Raw genomic sequence first — 16,792 nt, forward strand, 5'->3', positions numbered from 1 at the left:
TTTCCGGTGCCCCAGTGTTGCGGTCGCTCAAGTCCGGCGCCGGAGCGGCTACTCTCGAATCTATGCCGGTATGGTCCAGGGCGTCACGTGCAAACGCAGAAAAGAAGGCAGAAGTGTCAGTTGGTCAAGGCCACCCGGAAGGCTCGGAAGAGCTTCGTAAATGGCTGTCCGGGCTCAAACCCGTCACCGGCGCGGACACGATGCTCCGCTTCACCAAGACGCCGGAAGGTTCCATCGACCTCACCTCGGCACACCCCTCGGGCCTTGCCCAGCTCATGGCCGGGCGCCGCACACGCCTGTCCACCCTGATCCGTGACCGCCAGCAGTATGTGGTGGCCGCGAGGGCGTCACGCAACATCCGGTCAAAGATCTTCGAACTCGCCAACGACCGCGGCATCGACGCCGGATACCTGTCGGCGGGCACCGTGGTGTGGACATCCGCCGTCGGGGGCAAACCCCAGCGCGTGTCAGCCCCGGTCATGCTGACCGCCATCTCCCTGACGGTGCGCCCCGGGGAGGATGACTTCGAACTGCAGCTGACCGAACAGGCGCAGATCAACCCCGCCCTGGTTCGGCACCTGAAAAACATCCACGGGATCGTGTTCGACGTCAACGCCGTGACCCGCCTGGCCTACAGCACCGCGCGGTTCGACCCCCAGCCCGTCCTGGACCGGCTGGCCACCCTGATCCGGCCCATCCACGGCGCTGAAACCCAGCACAACCTGCTGGTCTCCACCTTTGCGGACCTCTCCGGCAACCTCGACGACCCCTGGATCAACGATTCCCACCCCATCGTCTCTGCGCTGGCCACCGCCGCCGGAGGCGAAGTGGTGGACGTCGAGGAACCGGACCCGTCCCGCTTCCCGCACCTGGACAACAGGCACCCCAAGGACGAGCTGCTGCTGCTGGATGCCGACACGGACCAGCAGTACGTGGTTGATGCTGCCCGCGCCGGGGACTCCCTGGTGGTCAGCAGCCCGCCCGGGACCGGCCAGACCCAGACGGCCATCAACACCATCGGCGCTCTGGTGGATGCCGGCAAGACAGTGCTGGTGGTGGGCGATCGCCGCGCCAGCCTGAACGAGGTTTCCGGGCACCTGGAGACGTTGGGCCTGGAGTCCATCCTCTTCCAGCTGACCGGGAACGTCACCGCCCAACAGCTGAAAGGCCAGCTGGTCCGGGCAATCGTCCGCAATGAAAAGTCCCTGGAACCCCAGCTGGGGAACCTGCACGCCACCCTGACCGAACACCGGCACGCCCTGATGGACCACGTGGCATCGCTCCACAACGTCCGCGAGAGGTGGGGCTGCTCGCCGTACCAGGCCATGCAGTCACTCGCTGAGCTCACCTCGATCCATCCTGCCCCGGCCACCACCGTCCGGCTCAAGCGCAGCGTCCTGGACAGCATCCGGGACCGTGAGGAGCTGGCCGGCAGGCTGCGGCGCGCCGCGGAACTGGGCAGCTTCAGCAAGGCGGCCACCACCAGCCCCTGGCACGGCGCCCGGCTGCTGACCCGGAAGGAAACCGAGGAAGCCCAGGACCTGGTCCGCTCGGTGGCCAAGAGCCTCCCCGTCCTGCGCGACCGCATGGACGCCGTTGCCGAGCACGCCGAGATCCGCCTGGGCGGGTCCTTCGCGGAGTGGGGCGAGCAGCTGGAACTGCTGGTTGCCGTCCGCGGCAGCCTGGACAAGTTCACCCCGGACATCTTCGACCGGCCCGTGACAGACCTGATCTCCGCCACGGCGCCGTCCGCGTGGCGGCGGGAGCGCGGCATCGAGCTGACCGCCATGCAGCGCTCCAGGCTGCGCCGGGTGGCCAAGGAATACGTGCGCCCGGGCGTCCACATCGCGGACCTGCACTCGTCCCTGGTGCTGGTCCAGGAACAGCGTGCCCTCTGGGCTGGCTACGCCACCACGCAGCGCCATCCCGCCGTTCCCTCCGGCCTGGCTGAAATGAACGCCATGTACCGGTCACTGGACCAGGAGCTGGCACAGCTGGGCGAAGCGCTGCAGCACACCGAAGATGGCGGGGCTTTGGCCACGGTGCCCTACGCGCAGCTGATGGACCGGCTGGACCGCCTGGTGGCGGACACCGATACGCTCAAGACGCTGCCCGAACGCACACTCCTCATTGAGAACATGCGCGAACATGGCCTGGGTGAACTCCTGGCCGATCTCGCGGAACGGGAAGTTCCGGAAGGATCCGTCGCCGCGGAGCTGGAGCTGGCGTGGTGGCAGTCCGCGCTTGAGGCAATGATCAGCGGCGACGACTACCTGGCGATGTCCGACGGCGACGCCCTGCGCCAGCTGGAAGCGGAATACCGGCTGGCCGACAATGCCCACATTGCCAGCGGCGCCGCCCGCCTGCGGTGGGACCTCGCGGAACGGTGGCGGACAGCCATCGCGGCCCAGCCGCGCCAGGCAGACCTGCTCCGCAGCCTGCTCAAGGACGGCCGGGTGTCCCTGCCTTCCCTCACCGCGCAGGCGCCTGAGCTGATCGGCACACTCGTCCCGGTCTGGTCCGTCAGCCCGTACCTGATGACGGGCCTGCTTCCGGCAGAACAGCACTTCGACGCCGTCGTGATCCTCGACGCGGAGGCCACCTCCCTGCAGGCTGTCCTGCCGTCGATTGCCAGGGCACGGCAGGTGATCGCCTTCGGCGACCCGCGCATCGCCACGCCCCGGACGTTCACGGTTGGGGTAGAGCGGCTTGCACCCGGCGAGTCCGCCCACCACCGCGTGGAGAGCGCCTTCACCGCGCTCTCCGCAGTGCTGCCGGTGTGGCGGCTCAACGTGGTGTACCGCGCAGTGGACGAGGACCTGGTCCTGCAGCTCAGCAAGAACTTTTACGACGGCGGCCTCCGCCGGCTGCCCGAGGGCCAGTCGGCCACGGGGCTGGACCGGTCCCTGCTGGTGGAATACCTGCCGGACGGCACCGGCCTTCCCAGTGCCGACCACGAAGGCGTGGAGTCCGTGGTTGCCGAGGTCAACCGCGTAGTGGAGCTGGTCTTCGAGCACGCCCGCCTGCGTCCGCGGACCTCCCTCGCCGTCGTCACCGCCAGCCTGCGCCACGCCGCGAGGATTGGCGAGTCCATCCGGCTCCAGCTGTCCAACCAGCCGGGCCTGGCCGGATTCTTCGGCGCCGGCCCGGAGTCCTTCCGCGTGGTGGACCTGGAACGTGCCCAGGGCCTGGTCCGCGACCATGTCATTTTCTCGCCGGGATTCGGGCGGACCCCGCACGGCCGTGCCCTCCACAACTTCGGGCCGCTGTCCGCTGAAGGCGGCCGGGAGAAGTTTGCCCTGGCCATGACCCGGGCCCGGCGTTCCCTGCACGTACTTACGTGCTTCCGGCCCGAGGACCTGGACCACACCCGGCTTACCCACGGGGCGGTGGACCTGTACGCGCTGCTGGACCGGGAAATTTCCGGCAACACGGATCTTGGCACCCCCGCGTCCCGCGCCGCCGCCAGCGAACAGGCGCTTGGCGCGGACCCGCTGGTGGCGGATCTCGGTGACCGGCTGCGTGCCCGGGGCGCCAGGGTCTGGCACCAATACGACGGGGCAATCGATGTAGTGGCAGCCGCCGACCCCCTGAATACCATGGGCCAGGAGGACTCCGACATCCCGCGGCCGGTGGCCATCGAGTCCGACGGCACTGCGCAGTACCGCACCATGAGCGTGCGGGAACGCAGCAGGCTGCGTCCCCAACTGCTGGAACGCCTTGGCTGGCGGTACATGCCGCTGTGGACCATCGAAGTGTTCACGGACCCGTCGTCCTGCGCAGACCGCATTGCCGGCTATCTGGGCCTGGAAAAGATGGTGCTGCCGGGCAGGACCCACCAGTCTGCGGGCTTCCTTGACGACGACGTTGACCAGGCGCTCAATGGAATTGACGCCGCGCCGTCCGCCGGAGTTTCCTACCTCCCCGGGGATCCCGGCGCAGGCCGGACCGGTGACAGCGGACACCAGGAAGCGGGATCCATGACCGAGGAAAAGAAACCTGCACACGGCAGGCTTGATGAAGACGGCCGCGAGGAAGACATGCGCCAGGATGAGCTCCAGGACGGGCAGGCAGAAACAGTAACCGGCGGGGACGTTCCTGCAGGCCCGGCCGAAACGGCACCGGCGCCCCGGACAGTAACAGGCGGCACTGAAGAGATCCTCCCGAGCAAGGCCGCAGAGGATGACGCCCGCAGCTGGGGTGACCGGGAGGATGACCACGACACGTGGTTGAAGGAACAGAAGCCGCCGCACTGGGGCTGACCGGCGCAAGCTTACGGCGGGCCGACCAGGACGAAGAACAGCCGGCCATGGGTTGACGCTCCGGCCAGGCGTGATGCTTGTTCTGCGGTGGCTGCCACCACGATCAGTCCGTCGGTCTCCGTGGTGCCCAGCCACTGGCCGCTCTGGCCGCCCTTGTTGGAGGTCCAGAGCACGGGGACGGCCGACGCCAGTACCTCCGACGGGCCTTGCTGGTCGAACCCATTGGCCGATGTGAGCACAACGTTGACCAGTTGGCCGGGGGAGACCAGCTGAATCGACGAGGCATCCGCCATCCGCAGTGGAACTGCGGCTGAACCGGGCGGTGTACCTGCCAGGAGCCCGGGACCCACCAGCTGGGCATCGCTGAGGAGCTGGCCCTTGCGCATCGGTGCGGCGAGCTGTTTGCCGGTGGCGGCGGCGTCATCCCGGAGGAAGCCGTCGGCCACCATGCCAGGGGGCACCTGGACTCGGACCACGTCCGCGTCCGTCACGGCGGTCCCGGCAGGAAGATCCCGGGCTGCGGCCAGTGCGGTGGCGGTGGAGAGCGGGGCAGGAGTGAGCTGCTGGACGGCGATGGCGGCGGCTGCGCACAGCAACAGTGCAGCGGCGAGCCGGCGGTTCCGGCTCAACCAGGCGGCAACACGCGCGGGCAGGGGGCGGTTCCTTGGGCTGCGGGCAGCGCCTGCGGGGCCCGAAGAATACCGGAGGGCGGCACGGCGGCGGGGAAGAAGGGGCATGCGCCCACGCTAACTCCGGGCGCACGCGCAAGGGAGCCGGGATAAGGCCTATGTGGACAAAAGCGGCCGGACGCTGGAAAGCGCCGGCCGCCGTCGTGAAGTCTGTGCCGGATTAGCTCGCGGCGGCTGCGGGCGCCGGCGCGGCGGGGGCGGCAGCAGGCGCTGCAGGCGCGGCGGAAACGGAGCTGCCCTTGGAATCGCGGGAGTCCGTGCGGTAGAAGCCGGAGCCCTTGAAGACGACACCGACGCTGTTGAACTTCTTGCGCAGCGTGCCTTCGCATTCAGGGCAGGACGTCAGGCTGCTGTCCGAGAACGACTGGACGATGTCGAAGGCGTGGCCGCAATCCTTGCAGGCGTAAGCATATGTTGGCACTGGTGCTCCTCCTCTTGGGCAAACGAGAGGTCCCGTGCTGCCACCTGGTAAACCATTAGCAGTCGCAGGGCCTGAGTGCTAATTCTATCACTGTGCACGGAACGACGGTGTTCAGGCGCCGCCCGCCAGGGGCCGGTACCCGGAAGGGACCAGGACGGCCGGGACTGGACGGTCGAACTCCTCGGCCGGGATCCGTCCGGCGGGCAGCAATTCTTCGTCGTAGATAACAGCGGCCAGCGGGATTTCCTTCCCGGCCGTAGCGAGGTGCCCCAGGAATTTGTCGTAGTAGCCGCCGCCCTGGCCAATCCTGTTGCCGGCCAGGTCCACGGCTGTGGCGGGAATGAAAAGCACAGCGGCGTCGCCGGCGGTTTCGGGCCCGTGCCGGTGCCCCGTGGGTTCCAGGATGGGCGCGTACCTGCTGCGCTCGAAGCCGGTGTCCGGAGTCCAGAACACCCAGCTCAACTCCCTGGCCGGTTCGCACACCGGAAGCAGGACCTGGTGGCCGCTGCGGTGCAGGGCTTCGATCAGCGGCAGGGTAGGTGGTTCCTGACCCACGCCAAGGTATACGCATGCTATCCCGGGACGGCCTTCCGTCACCGATCCAGCCCAGGCTTCCCCATGGGTGGCCAGGGGCTGGCCGGCAGCTTCCAGTTGCGCCGGTGTCAGGCTTGCCCGCCGCTGCCGGTGGGTAGCCCGGATCCCGTCCTTGACGGCGTTTGTCTCCTGCAGCATGTTGTCCTCCCTGAAGTCCGGTGTTCCGCGCCTTGAGGCCGCGTGCCGGCCTTCGGTGCCGGGGGTTACTGAAATACTTGATGCTGACGTTAGATTAGTCCGGTGAACACCAGTAAACCCAGAGTCCGCAAAGCCGTCATTCCCGCAGCGGGCCTGGGCACCAGGTTCCTGCCAGCCACCAAGGCCATGCCCAAGGAAATGCTTCCCGTCGTGGACAAGCCTGCCATCCAGTATGTGGTGGAGGAAGCCGTCCATGTGGGCCTCAACGACATCCTGATGATTACCGGCCGCAACAAGCGGGCCCTCGAAGACCACTTCGACAGGGTGCCGTCCCTCGAATCGACCCTTGAGGACAAGGGCGATACGGAAAAGCTTGCGTCCATCCAGGCCGCCAGCCAGCTGGGTGACATCCACTACGTCCGGCAGGGCGATCCCCATGGCTTGGGCCATGCCGTGCTCCGGGCGAAGCAGCATGTGGGCGATGAAGCCTTCGCCGTGCTGCTGGGCGACGACCTCATCGATGCCCGCGACGAACTCCTCAGCACCATGATTGACGTGCAGGCGAAAACCGGAGGGTCCGTCGTCGCCCTCATTGAGGTGGAACCCTCCCAGATCAGCGCCTACGGCTGCGCCGACGTCCAGGCCATCGACGGCGAGGACTATGTCCGCGTCAACCGGCTCGTCGAGAAGCCCTCGCCCGAGGAAGCACCGTCCAACCTGGCGCTGATCGGGCGGTATGTCCTGCACCCCGCCGTGTTCGAAGTCCTCGAGCACACGGAGCCGGGCCGCGGAGGCGAAATCCAGCTGACGGATGCCCTGCAGGAACTCGCCTCCGGCGACGGCGAGGGGCATGGCGTGTATGGCGTGGTGTTCCGGGGCCGCCGTTACGATACCGGCGACAAGCTCAGCTACCTCAAGGCCTGCGTCCAGCTGGCCATCGACAGCGATGACCTGGGGCCCGGCCTGCGGGAATGGCTGCCGGGCTTCACCGCCGGCCTCTCCCGGTAGCGCCGTGCGCACAGGTCCCATCTGGCCGGCCACCCTCGAGTGCGGCGACCTGGTCCTGCGGCCCATCCGGTACCGGGACAAGAAAGAGTGGACAGAAGTCCGGTCACGGAACAGCGAGTGGCTGGCACCGTGGGAAGCCTCCAACCCGGACCCGTCCGGCGGACTTCCCGACTACCGGCACATGGTCCGCTCGCTCAACCTGCAGGCTGCACAGGCTACCGCCCTGCCCTTCGTCATCACGGAGTGGAGGCCGGGCCTGAGGAATCCGGCCATCGTGGGCCAACTGACGGTGTCTTCCATCGTCTGGGGTTCGGCCATGATGGCAACGTTGGGGTACTGGGTGGACCAATCCCGGGCGGGACGGGGGATAGCCCCCACCTCCGTGGCGCTGGTAACGGACCACTGTTTCCGTACGCTTGGCCTGCACCGGATGGAAATCAACATCCGGCCCGAGAACGGACCCAGCCTGCGGGTGGTGGAAAAGCTGGGGTTCCGGGACGAGGGGTACCGTCCCCGTTTCCTGCATATCAACGGCAAATGGGCGGACCACCGTTCGTTCGCCCTCACCTCCGAAGAGGTCCCGGAAGGCCTCCTGGGTCCGTGGCTGGCGTCGCGCCGGTCATAAATCCAACGGTTTGCCAGTGTGGGCACGACACACCGCAGCTAATGCGGCCTGAGCAGGCATGATGCTCATACGGTTTTGAGTGTGGACTTCCCCCTTAGCAGCTCAGTGATCCTTGTGGTTGCCGTCGCGCTCTGGATTGTATGGGTTGCCCCTTACGTCCTCCGGAACCGCAGGCACCAGTTCCAGCCCGCCGGCGAGTTCCTGGCAGACGCCCCCGCCGATGAAAGGCCGGATCCGCATGCCGGCCTGGTCCTGAACGTCGCCGCCCAGCAGGAGAAAGCCATGGAACCCAGGAAGAGTGCCGCATCCCTTGCCGGCACTGCAAGCACCCCACCTGCGGCGCCGTTCCGCATCCGCTACGGCCGCACTGGCCTGGCCCTTGTGGGACTCCTTTCCCTGGTGACTGCATTCATCTCAGGTGTGCTGCTTCCCTTCGGCATCGGCTCGCCCGCTCTGCCGCTCACCTGCACCCTGCTGGCGGTTGCATCCGTGGCATTGCTGCGCTGGCTCGCCATCCGTGACCGCAAGGCGAAGGTGGACGCCGCCTTCCGCTCCGCGATGAGCGCCCCGGCGCGCCGTCCGGAAGACGCCGTCGCCCTGCCTGCGAAGCCCGAAACCGCCCCCGTGCTGCCGGAAAGCCGGCTTTTCGACGCCGAGGCGGGGGAGCCGAAGGTCAAACCGCTCACCGCCATGGAGCTTCGCGAAGCCGCCCTCGCCGTTGCCGTGGCTGCCGGCGACACCAGCGCACCGGCAGTTGCTCCGGCCGCCCCCGCCAGCACCCCCTGGGAGCCGGTGGAAGTCCCCAAGCCCGTGTACGTGGAAGCCCCAAAGGCGGAACGTCCCGAGCCGAAGCCGCTTGAGCTTCCCGAAGCGCCCAAGGCAGTCGGCAAGCCGTCACTGAAGCAGGGCGCTTCCGCAGCGCCCGCGGCAGAGACGGCTGCTGCAGCGGAAGCACAGCAGTTGTCCAAGGCTCAAAGCGCCCTCAGCAACCTCGACGACGTCCTGCAGCGCCGCCGCGCATAGGGCCCGGCAGCGCCTTGCCTTCCTCCGCCGCCCACTGCGCGCGTCAATTGGCGTTGAGCCGGGAAAATTTGTAGCCTAGGGACACCGGTCCCGCACCGGCGGGCAGCAGTCCGTCAGGGCGCGGATACGTCCGGGGCTATAGCTCAGTTGGTAGAGCGCTTCGTTCGCATCGAAGAGGTCAGGAGTTCGAATCTCCTTAGCTCCACCATTTGCAGGCACCCGGCCGGTTCCGGCGGGTGACCGGCCGCCCCTCAGGACAGGGATGGAGTGCCGGGCCTTTCCCCCAGATAGCGGACAAGGTTGGACGGCCGGTAGGTAGGATCGGCATCATGCCGCTTCAGAGCGGACTCGGCCACCCGTTCGTGCGCCGGATCGGTTGATCCTATGGGCCTGACGTAGGCAGGCAGCATTCTCCAAAAACCAACGCGGGATTCCTGGATCGGCGGGTACTGGTTGTACGGCTCAACCGGCGCCCCTGCCGCGGCCCCGGAGGCATCGGGGCAGAAGGCAAGCCCTGCGCTCCGGGTGCGTTCAACGATCCATGACAAGGCAACGTCGGACAGCAGGGTGCTCCGATTGCCGCCGCCTACGTCCCCGTGCGTTCCGGTGAACCATACCTGTTCCAGTCTCTGGGTTCCCGCGTCGTCCTGCGGCTGCCAGAGCGTCGGAGCGAATGGTTTCCTTTTTTCATCGATTGCCAAGGCCTGGAACGCGTTGTCGACGGTGGTGGACAGCGCCGTGTCGTGGAAGGCAAACCTGCGGTTGAACCTGTCAACGACAGGTACCCCGGTGAGCGGGATGCCGAGCGCCCCCACGGTGTCCCAGACCGCGATGCAGTGGATCCGGGTCTCGTGGGAGAAGGACCGGCGGAAGAGCGTGGCTTCGACCGAACGCGGGTTGGTGGTGGCAGTCCGGTCCCTGTAGAGGCTGAAGGCGGCGCCCAGCCTTCCACGGAAACGCCGGCGCAGGATGCCCGCGTTCCTGATCAGTCCAGCGGTACTGCGGGCTGTGTAGGCGCCGCGGCTGAAGCCCAGCAGGAACAGCTCGTCTCCGGGCTGGAAGTTGCCCATGATGAAGCGGTAGGCGGCGAGGATGTCGTAGGAGAGCCCTGCGCCGAACGCGCCTCCACCGAGACGGCCCTGGCGTCCGGTGCCCACGCCGCGATGATAGAAGACCCTCTGTTCAATGTCGGTGCCGTCCTGGTCCTTGCCGGCCGGGGCGATGGCCAGGGCGAGTTTTGTGACATTGGTGGGGCACGGCTGCCCGTCGTCAGCCTGGTCCGGGGTTGCCCACGTTCCGTCGCAGCAAACTACTATGCGCTTGGCCATTTCGTCTTCCTGGGAATCCGACCCTCTCCCCGGCCGAGGTCGCGGCTTCCATCGGTATACACCCGCGCTGGCTTCCCGTCCATACATGCCTTAGCACCGCTGGCTGGGTTGTTGTTGTGTGCCCGGTCCCGGGGGCTTAGCGTGGAGTGAGCAGCGGGCGGAACAGTGTCAGGAGCCCCGGAATGAATGTGACGACGGTCGGCAACCTGGGGGATTTTGGTGCCCGCGACGTCGCCCTGGCCGGTGGGAAAGGCGCCAACCTTGGGGAACTGGTCCGCGCCGGCTTTCCGGTTCCGCCCGGGTTTGTAGTGACCACCAGGGCATACCTTGCCATGCTGGAGGAATCCGGGGTGGGCGGCGAGCTTGGCCGGTTGCTCAAGGCAGGCGCCGCGCCGGCGGAGGTACGCAGTCTTTTCACGGAGGCAAAGATGCCGGACCGTGTCCGCAAGGACATTGCCGCGGCATATGCGGGGATGGGCGGGAGCCCGGTGGCGGTCCGTTCCAGCGCCACCGCCGAAGACCTGCCAGGGGCCACATACGCCGGGCAGCAGGATACCTACCTGAATATCCATGGCGAGACGGCGGTGGTCCAGGCCGTGGTGGGTTGCTGGGCGTCGCTGTGGACGGACCGGGCCATTGCCTACCGCGGCAGGCAGGGTGTGGACCCCGGCGGCGCCGCCATGGCCGTCGTCGTCCAGGAAATGGTGCGCGCAGACCTTGCGGGCGTCATGTTCACCGCCAACCCGGTAACTGGTGAGCGCAACGAAATCCTCATCGATGCGAGCCCCGGTCTGGGTGAGGCGGTGGTTGCAGGCGAGGTCATCCCTGAACGGTATGTCCTGGACCGGGCGGGCGGGATCCGCGCCTTCAGGCCGGGCCGGCATGAGGTGGTTATCCGGGCAGGGACCGAAGGCGGCACCCAGAGGTCCGTTGGGGCAGGGGAGCCCGTCCGCGGACTCGGGAGCGGCCAGGCGGCTGAGCTGGCACGGTTGGCGGTGGGCGTGCAGGACCATTTCGGCCGCCCCCAGGACATCGAATGGGCGATTGCCGGCCGCCGTATATTCCTGGTGCAGGCCCGGCCCATAACGGCCCTGCCCCCGCAGCCATTGCGGCTCAACCCGATCCAGCGCCTGCTGGCGCCCTTTTTGCTGGAGATGTTCCAGGTCCGCCCTTACCCCCTGGACGTCTCCGGATGGATGCAGCGCGGCATCCTGGCCATGCTCCACGGCATAGCCGGCAGCGTGGGGGTGTCATTCCCGCCCGTGGAGAAACTGTTGCCCGAAGAGGACGGTGTGGTGGTGCGGCTGGTTCCGCCGGTACCCCGGCCCACCCTGCGGACGCTGGCAGCGCCGCTGGCCCTTATCCGCCGGGCCAGGCGCTACGACCCTTCCCGGTGGACCCTCGACAGCAGGTTTACGGCCTTTCTGGACAACGTCAGCAGGCTGGCGGCCCAGGACCCGCGCCCGCTCTCCTGGCAGGGAGTCGTTTCGCTCGCCACTGAGGCCTTCACCACCATGCGGGGGATCACCGAACTCAGGATCTCGTACCTTCCCGGGATACTCCTTCCCCAACTGGAATTACGCCTGCTGCTCCTCCCACTGGGCAAACTGAAGCTTGCACCCGCACTCATCGCCGGTGCGGAGACCCGCACCAGCCAGGCCAACACGGCGCTCGGGAATCTGGCTGACCAGGTCAGGACCAGCCCGGCCCTGAAGCAGGCGTTCAGCAGCCTCGCACCGGGCGAACTACTGGCTGCCCTTGAGCACCAACAGGAGTTCGCCGGCTTCCGGTCCGCGTTCGACGGTTTCCTGGCCGAGTACGGCCACCGCGAAACGGTCAGTGTGCTGCTCAGCAGCGCGCCCACGTGGTCGGACGCGCCCGAGGTGGTGCTCGGGCTCATCACGTCGATGATGGGCGATCGCCCGCCGGTCCGGGACCAGACCGGCGAGGCGCTCGCGGACCTGATGCGGCATCCTGCCCTCCGCGTGGCTGTCCTCCGCCGCCACGTCCTGTCCACTGTCCAGGCAGCCAAAACCGGGATGGCGTTCCGGGAGGACAGCCACTTCCATGCCACCAAAGTGCTGCCGCCCCTGCGCCGGGGGCTGCTGGAGCTGGGGCGCCGCCTGGTCATCGCAGGAGTTTTGGCGGACCCTCAGGAGGTCAACCACCTGCGCTTCGAGGAACTGGCCGCAATGCCCGACGGCGGGGCGTTGCCACCGGACGACCGGGAACGGTACCGCCGCCTGGTGCTGGCAAGGGCTGCCAAGCGCAGGGAGCTTGACGGTATCCCGCTGCTGGACCCCGTTTCCCTGTTCGCGGACTCCCGGCGGCCGCACGGGGTCCTGGCCAGCGGCATGCCTGCCAGCCGCGGCCAGGCAACCGGGACAGTACGGGTGATCCGCAGCCCGGAGGAATTCGGGTTGCTCAGGAGCGGTGAAATCCTGGTCTGCCCCTACACCAACCCATCCTGGACCCCACTGTTCCAGCGGGCTGCTGCGGTGGTGGTGGATTTGGGCGGCGCCGGCTCCCATGCCGCGATCGTCGCCCGGGAGTACGGCATCCCGGCCGTCATGGGCACGGGGAACGGCACCAGCACCCTGGCCGACGGGCAGGCCGTCATGGTGGACGGAAGCACGGGGCGGGTCACCGCGGCCTGACCCAAGCCAACACTGCCGGCCGGAGGCAGACGCTGCGGGCAGTCCAGTGGGCAAAATGCCACGTGGCAAAACGCGGGACCGATGGGCGGCCCGATTGAATTATGGGGGCCTAGAGTGGGGCCCATGGGAATCATCATCGGCCTGCTGGTCATCTGGCTCATCCTGTCCATCGTCGGCTTCGTGGTGAAGGGCCTGCTCTGGCTCGCCATCATCGGCCTAATCCTCTTCGTCGCCACCGGCGTCTGGGGTTGGCTCAAGCGCCGAACCAACGCCTGACGGTACATCCGCCGTCCTGGCCAATGGCTGGCGGCCCGGCCGGCGGTGAACTCCTTACTGCCAAAAGGCCCTAGCCCTTCCGCCTCCGCGGCTCCACGCTTTCTCCATGAGCCTCACAGAGCCCGCCGCCGGTCCTTTGGCCTTGGTCCCACCGGTCCGCCGGGATACCCCTGCCAACCGCGCCCTGCACCCTGACCGTCCCTGGATCCGGTCCGTCCGCATATCTGTCGGACTCTTCGTGCTCGCCGCACTGGTCCAGAAGACGTTTGATGCCACCCTCCCGGGCAATGACGTGGATGTTCCCCAGCTGTACTCGGAGTTCACCGTCCAGGGAAACCTTGCCTTGGGGCTCGTTTTGATTGTTTCGGGTGTCCGGCGGCGGGCCCGGCTGCCGCACTGGTGGGACCACCTTTTCGGAGCGCTGGTCCTTTATCTGGTGATGACGGGCATCATCTATGTGGTGCTGGTGGCTCCGCCGGGTGAACCGTGGTGGAGCTGGGATCTGTATTGGCCCCAGATGGTGCACCACCGCCTCGCCCCGTTGGTGACGGCGCTCGACTGGCTCCTGGTGACACGGACGTTGCGCGGGGCGTGGTGGCGGCCCCTCGCCTGGCTGGGCTATCCCGTGGCTTTCCTTGCGTTCTCCTGGATCCGCGGGGGCCTCGACGGATGGTACGTCTACGACTTCCTGGATCCCACGCTCGACGGCGGGTGGGCCAGGGTGTTTGTTTCCACGGCCCAGGTCCTGGTTGCGTTCCTGGTTGTCTCGGTCCTTGTCCACGCAGCGGGCAACGCGCGGGCGGCGCTGGCGGCCGGAAAGGCCGGCGGGGCCGGCGGGGCCGGCAGGGCCCGCAGCGCCGAAGCCCCTAGATCCAGCCCTTCTTTTTGAAAATTCCGTACATGAGGGCCCCGGCGGCAACCATGAGGACCAAGGCGTAGGGATAACCGCCGGCCCAGTGGAGCTCAGGCATGTTGTCGAAGTTCATCCCGTAGATGCCGGCCACAAATGACGGCGCGAACAGGATCGCTGCCCAGGATGAGATCTTCTTGACCTGTTCGTTCTGCTCGGCGCTGGCCTCGTTCTGCCGGTTGGCGGTCAGGGTTCCGTCCAGGGTCAGGGCATTCTGCAGCAAGTCCCGGAACGAGTCAGCCCGGGAAATCACCCGCTCCACGTGGTCCTCCACGTCGCGCAGGTTGTGCCGGAGTTCGGTTTCCACCCCGTACTTCTCGAAGCCCCGCTTCAGCTGGTCCAGCATCTCCGGCAGGGGGTGGATGGCGCGCTGGAACTGGATGACTTCGCGGGCCAGTTCATAGATCCGGCGTGACACCGAGGAATCGCCGCTGAACAGCTGGTCCTCAATTTCGTCAATATCGTTCTCCAGGCCCGCCACCACCGGCGCGTAGTCATCCACCACCCGGTCCAGCAGGGCGTAAAGAACAGCTTCAGGCCCGTGCTGGAGGAGGTCGGGGCGGGCCTCCAGCCGCTGCCGCACGCGGGCCACGCCCGCCGTTTCCGCATGCCGTACGGTCACTACGAAGTTCTTCCCGGTGAAGACGTGGAGCTCGCCGAACTCCACGGTCTCGTCCACATCCAGGTACCGGGCCGGACGCAGGACGGTGAAGAGGTTGTCGTCGTACCGCTCCAGCTTGGGCCGCTGGTGTGCCGAGACGGCGTCCTCCACCGCGAGGGCGTGCAGCCCGAACTCATTGGCGACGGCGGTCATTTCTTCCGCAGTGGGACGGTAGAGCCCGATCCATGCCATGCCGCCGTGCCGGGCCAGGGTCTCAAAGGTCTGTTCCAGGCTTTCGGGCTCGGCGTGGCGGACGCCGTTGACGTAGACGGCGTTATCGATGATGGTCATTCAGGAAATCCTAGCCGGGGCGGCGGCACTGCTAAGGCCACTGATGAGCGGCTCGGTGCGGTAGGGGATATGGGTGTGCAGGGCCAGGACGGTCTCTGTCCGGATGACTCCCTTGATCCTCAGGACCTGCCGCAGGGAGGACTGGAGGTTGTGGGTGTCGGTGGCAACCACCCGGCACCAGACGTCCCCGCGGCCTGAGATCTCATGGACCTCCAGGACCTGAGGGATGAGGCGCAGCGCCGCCACGACGCCGTCGAGCTCGCGGTGGGAGACTTCGATGGTGACGAAAGCAACCACGTCATAGCCCACCGCTTCGAGATCGACTTCGCGGCCGCCAGGGCGCAGTACGCCGGTGCGGAGCAGGCGGCGCACGCGCGACTGGGCCGTGTTGCGGGCGATGCCCAGGGAGTCGCTGAGCTCGCCGATCTGGATCCGGGGATCCCTGATGAGGGCCAGGAGGATCTTCAGGTCTGTGGTGTCCAACTTGTTCAAGATCGTCACTCTCCATCATGCGGTGATCCGTAAGTTGATGATTTTGCTCAATTATCCACCTCGTAACGGATGGATGGCGCAGCCGTGCCGCACTCTTGTATCAACACTGTTGTATCCGTGAAGGGCTCCCACAAGGACCACCCGCCGCGGCGATCCTTAAGGCGGCACAATGACGGTCTTCAGCGAACTGCGCATGCGTCCGGTACCGGCCACGCCCAGCGGGTGGAATGCCTCCACCACGGCGCGGCTGGTGATTTCCGGGGCCGCCATCTTCATGCTCCTGGTGGGCGCCAACCTTGCCACGCCGCTGTACCCGCTGCTGCAGGCCAACCTGGGACTGTCCAGCCTGGAAGTCACAGCAGCATTCGCCAGCTATGTCCTGGCGCTGGTGGGGACCCTGCTCCTGGCCGGGCACTGGTCGGACCATATCGGCAGGCGGGCAGCCCTCCTGGTGGCCGTGCTGACCGGACTGGCGGGCGGCGGAATATTTGCCGAGGCCCACTCGCTGGCGGCCCTGTGCGCCGGCCGGGCCCTGCAGGGTATCGCAGTCGCGCTTGCCACGGGGGCCAGCGCGGCTGCCCTGCGTGAACTGCTTCCCTCCCGGCCGGAATGGGCGTCGCGCTTTACCCTGCTGGCCTCTTCAGGGGGAGTTGCGGCCGGGCCTGTCATCGGCGGCCTGCTGTCCCTGCTTCCCGGCGCCACCACGGCTCCGTACGCCGTCCACTCGTTGCTGCTCGCCGGGCTCCTGGTGCCGCTGTACCTGATCCGTGCCCGCCCGGCCATCATGGTTCCCGCTGTGTCCCGGCCGCTGCATGCCCTTGCGCCGCGCAGGCCCTCCGTGTCCCGCCAGGCGAGGGGCGCTTTCTGGCTGGCATCCGGCGTCGGCTTCCTCAGCTTTGCCGTGTTTGGCTTCTCCCTGTCCCTGGCCCCGGGATACTTCGCCCAGGTCCTGGGTACGGACTCCCGGCCGCTGATCGGCGTTCTCGCCGGGCTGCCGCTTGGTGCATCGGCCCTGAGCCAGTTGGTGACCGTGCGCGGGCGCCTGACCGTGCCCGCCGGCCTGGCCGTGCTGGGCATCTCCGTCATGCTGCTGGGCGCCGCCGGGACCTGGCACAGCCCCGTGATGCTGGTGGGCGCAGCCATTGCCGCCGGAGTGGGGCAGGGGCTGGCATTCCGTACCGTGTTCAACGATGTGGCGGCCAGGGTGGAACCGGCCCGCCACGCGCAGATCATCAGCACCGTCTACGTCATCACCTACCTGGGAAGCGCGGTGCCGGTCCTGGGCCTGGGCTGGGCCAGCGCCGCGTTCGGCATGGCAGCGGCCGTGCAGGGCTTCGTCCTGCTGTGCGGTGCGGCGGCCCTTGGACTTGCCGCCGCGACGCTGGTCCAAACGGCGAGGCGGCAGTCCGCCGCCTGA

The 16,792-nt window shown here is 67.5% G+C and carries 14 protein-coding genes and 1 tRNA gene; 9 read left to right on the forward strand and 6 right to left on the reverse strand.

Annotated features, from left to right (window positions below):
* The first annotated feature begins 62 nt into the window (after positions 1 to 62).
* Complete coding sequence (locus MRBLMD1_RS03300) at positions 63 to 4,262, forward strand: DUF4011 domain-containing protein (protein WP_364397455.1); 4,200 nt, start codon at positions 63 to 65, stop codon at positions 4,260 to 4,262.
* An 11-nt stretch (positions 4,263 to 4,273) separates the two neighbouring features.
* On the opposite strand, the gene MRBLMD1_RS03305 is transcribed toward MRBLMD1_RS03300, so the two are convergent.
* The 3 genes from MRBLMD1_RS03305 to MRBLMD1_RS03315 all read right to left on the reverse strand — a co-directional run bounded on the left by MRBLMD1_RS03305 (position 4,274) and on the right by MRBLMD1_RS03315 (position 6,104).
* Positions 4,274 to 4,999: an RcpC/CpaB family pilus assembly protein gene (locus MRBLMD1_RS03305; RefSeq protein WP_159631441.1), complete on the reverse strand. Its 726-nt coding sequence runs from the start codon at positions 4,997 to 4,999 to the stop codon at positions 4,274 to 4,276.
* Positions 5,000 to 5,111: 112 nt separating this feature from the next.
* Complete coding sequence (locus MRBLMD1_RS03310) at positions 5,112 to 5,372, reverse strand: FmdB family zinc ribbon protein (protein ID WP_159631442.1); 261 nt, start codon at positions 5,370 to 5,372, stop codon at positions 5,112 to 5,114.
* Between the two features lie 111 nt (positions 5,373 to 5,483).
* Positions 5,484 to 6,104, reverse strand: a complete 621-nt coding sequence (locus tag MRBLMD1_RS03315) for a 5-formyltetrahydrofolate cyclo-ligase (protein ID WP_364397459.1) — start codon at positions 6,102 to 6,104, stop codon at positions 5,484 to 5,486.
* A 102-nt stretch (positions 6,105 to 6,206) separates the two neighbouring features.
* Between MRBLMD1_RS03315 and galU the strand changes: the two genes are divergently transcribed.
* The 4 genes from galU to MRBLMD1_RS03335 all read left to right on the forward strand — a co-directional run bounded on the left by galU (position 6,207) and on the right by MRBLMD1_RS03335 (position 8,968).
* Positions 6,207 to 7,112, forward strand: coding sequence for a UTP--glucose-1-phosphate uridylyltransferase GalU (gene galU, locus MRBLMD1_RS03320; RefSeq protein WP_159631444.1), 906 nt, complete (start codon positions 6,207 to 6,209; stop codon positions 7,110 to 7,112).
* Positions 7,113 to 7,116: 4 nt separating this feature from the next.
* Entirely contained in the window at positions 7,117 to 7,737 is a 621-nt protein-coding gene (locus MRBLMD1_RS03325) for a GNAT family N-acetyltransferase (protein WP_159631445.1), read from the forward strand.
* Positions 7,738 to 7,842: 105 nt separating this feature from the next.
* Positions 7,843 to 8,760 carry a hypothetical protein gene (locus tag MRBLMD1_RS03330; RefSeq protein WP_364398001.1) on the forward strand — a complete coding sequence of 306 codons (918 nt, stop codon included), beginning with the start codon at positions 7,843 to 7,845 and terminating at the stop codon, positions 8,758 to 8,760.
* 132 nt (positions 8,761 to 8,892) lie between these two features.
* Positions 8,893 to 8,968: transfer RNA gene (locus tag MRBLMD1_RS03335), tRNA-Ala, on the forward strand.
* Positions 8,969 to 9,011: 43 nt separating this feature from the next.
* On the opposite strand, the gene MRBLMD1_RS03340 is transcribed toward MRBLMD1_RS03335, so the two are convergent.
* Positions 9,012 to 10,088, reverse strand: coding sequence for a DUF2235 domain-containing protein (locus MRBLMD1_RS03340; protein ID WP_364397463.1), 1,077 nt, complete (start codon positions 10,086 to 10,088; stop codon positions 9,012 to 9,014).
* A gap of 182 nt (positions 10,089 to 10,270) precedes the next feature.
* Here MRBLMD1_RS03340 and MRBLMD1_RS03345 point away from each other — a divergent pair, with 182 nt between their 5' ends.
* The 3 genes from MRBLMD1_RS03345 (at position 10,271) to MRBLMD1_RS03355 (ending at position 13,910) form a co-directional block, all read left to right on the forward strand.
* On the forward strand, positions 10,271 to 12,745 hold the full coding sequence (locus tag MRBLMD1_RS03345) for a PEP/pyruvate-binding domain-containing protein (protein ID WP_364397466.1): 2,475 nt from the start codon (positions 10,271 to 10,273) through the stop codon (positions 12,743 to 12,745).
* 123 nt (positions 12,746 to 12,868) lie between these two features.
* Positions 12,869 to 13,021 carry a hypothetical protein gene (locus MRBLMD1_RS03350; protein ID WP_364397469.1) on the forward strand — a complete coding sequence of 51 codons (153 nt, stop codon included), beginning with the start codon at positions 12,869 to 12,871 and terminating at the stop codon, positions 13,019 to 13,021.
* A gap of 106 nt (positions 13,022 to 13,127) precedes the next feature.
* Positions 13,128 to 13,910 (forward strand): Pr6Pr family membrane protein, encoded by a 783-nt coding sequence (locus tag MRBLMD1_RS03355; RefSeq protein WP_364397472.1) that lies wholly within the window; start codon positions 13,128 to 13,130, stop codon positions 13,908 to 13,910.
* Here MRBLMD1_RS03355 and corA read toward each other — a convergent pair.
* Complete coding sequence (gene corA / locus MRBLMD1_RS03360) at positions 13,888 to 14,883, reverse strand: magnesium/cobalt transporter CorA (RefSeq protein ID WP_364397475.1); 996 nt, start codon at positions 14,881 to 14,883, stop codon at positions 13,888 to 13,890. The two genes, MRBLMD1_RS03355 and corA, sit on opposite strands and share 23 nt — an antisense overlap.
* Entirely contained in the window at positions 14,884 to 15,375 is a 492-nt protein-coding gene (locus tag MRBLMD1_RS03365) for an Lrp/AsnC family transcriptional regulator (protein WP_201302400.1), read from the reverse strand.
* Positions 15,376 to 15,544: 169 nt separating this feature from the next.
* On the opposite strand from MRBLMD1_RS03365, the gene MRBLMD1_RS03370 reads away from it, so the two are divergent.
* Positions 15,545 to 16,792: an MFS transporter gene (locus tag MRBLMD1_RS03370; protein WP_364397478.1), complete on the forward strand. Its 1,248-nt coding sequence runs from the start codon at positions 15,545 to 15,547 to the stop codon at positions 16,790 to 16,792.

It is taken from the genome of Pseudarthrobacter sp. LMD1-1-1.1, from assembly GCF_040676255.1.
Taxonomy (GTDB): Bacteria; Actinomycetota; Actinomycetes; order Actinomycetales; family Micrococcaceae; genus Arthrobacter.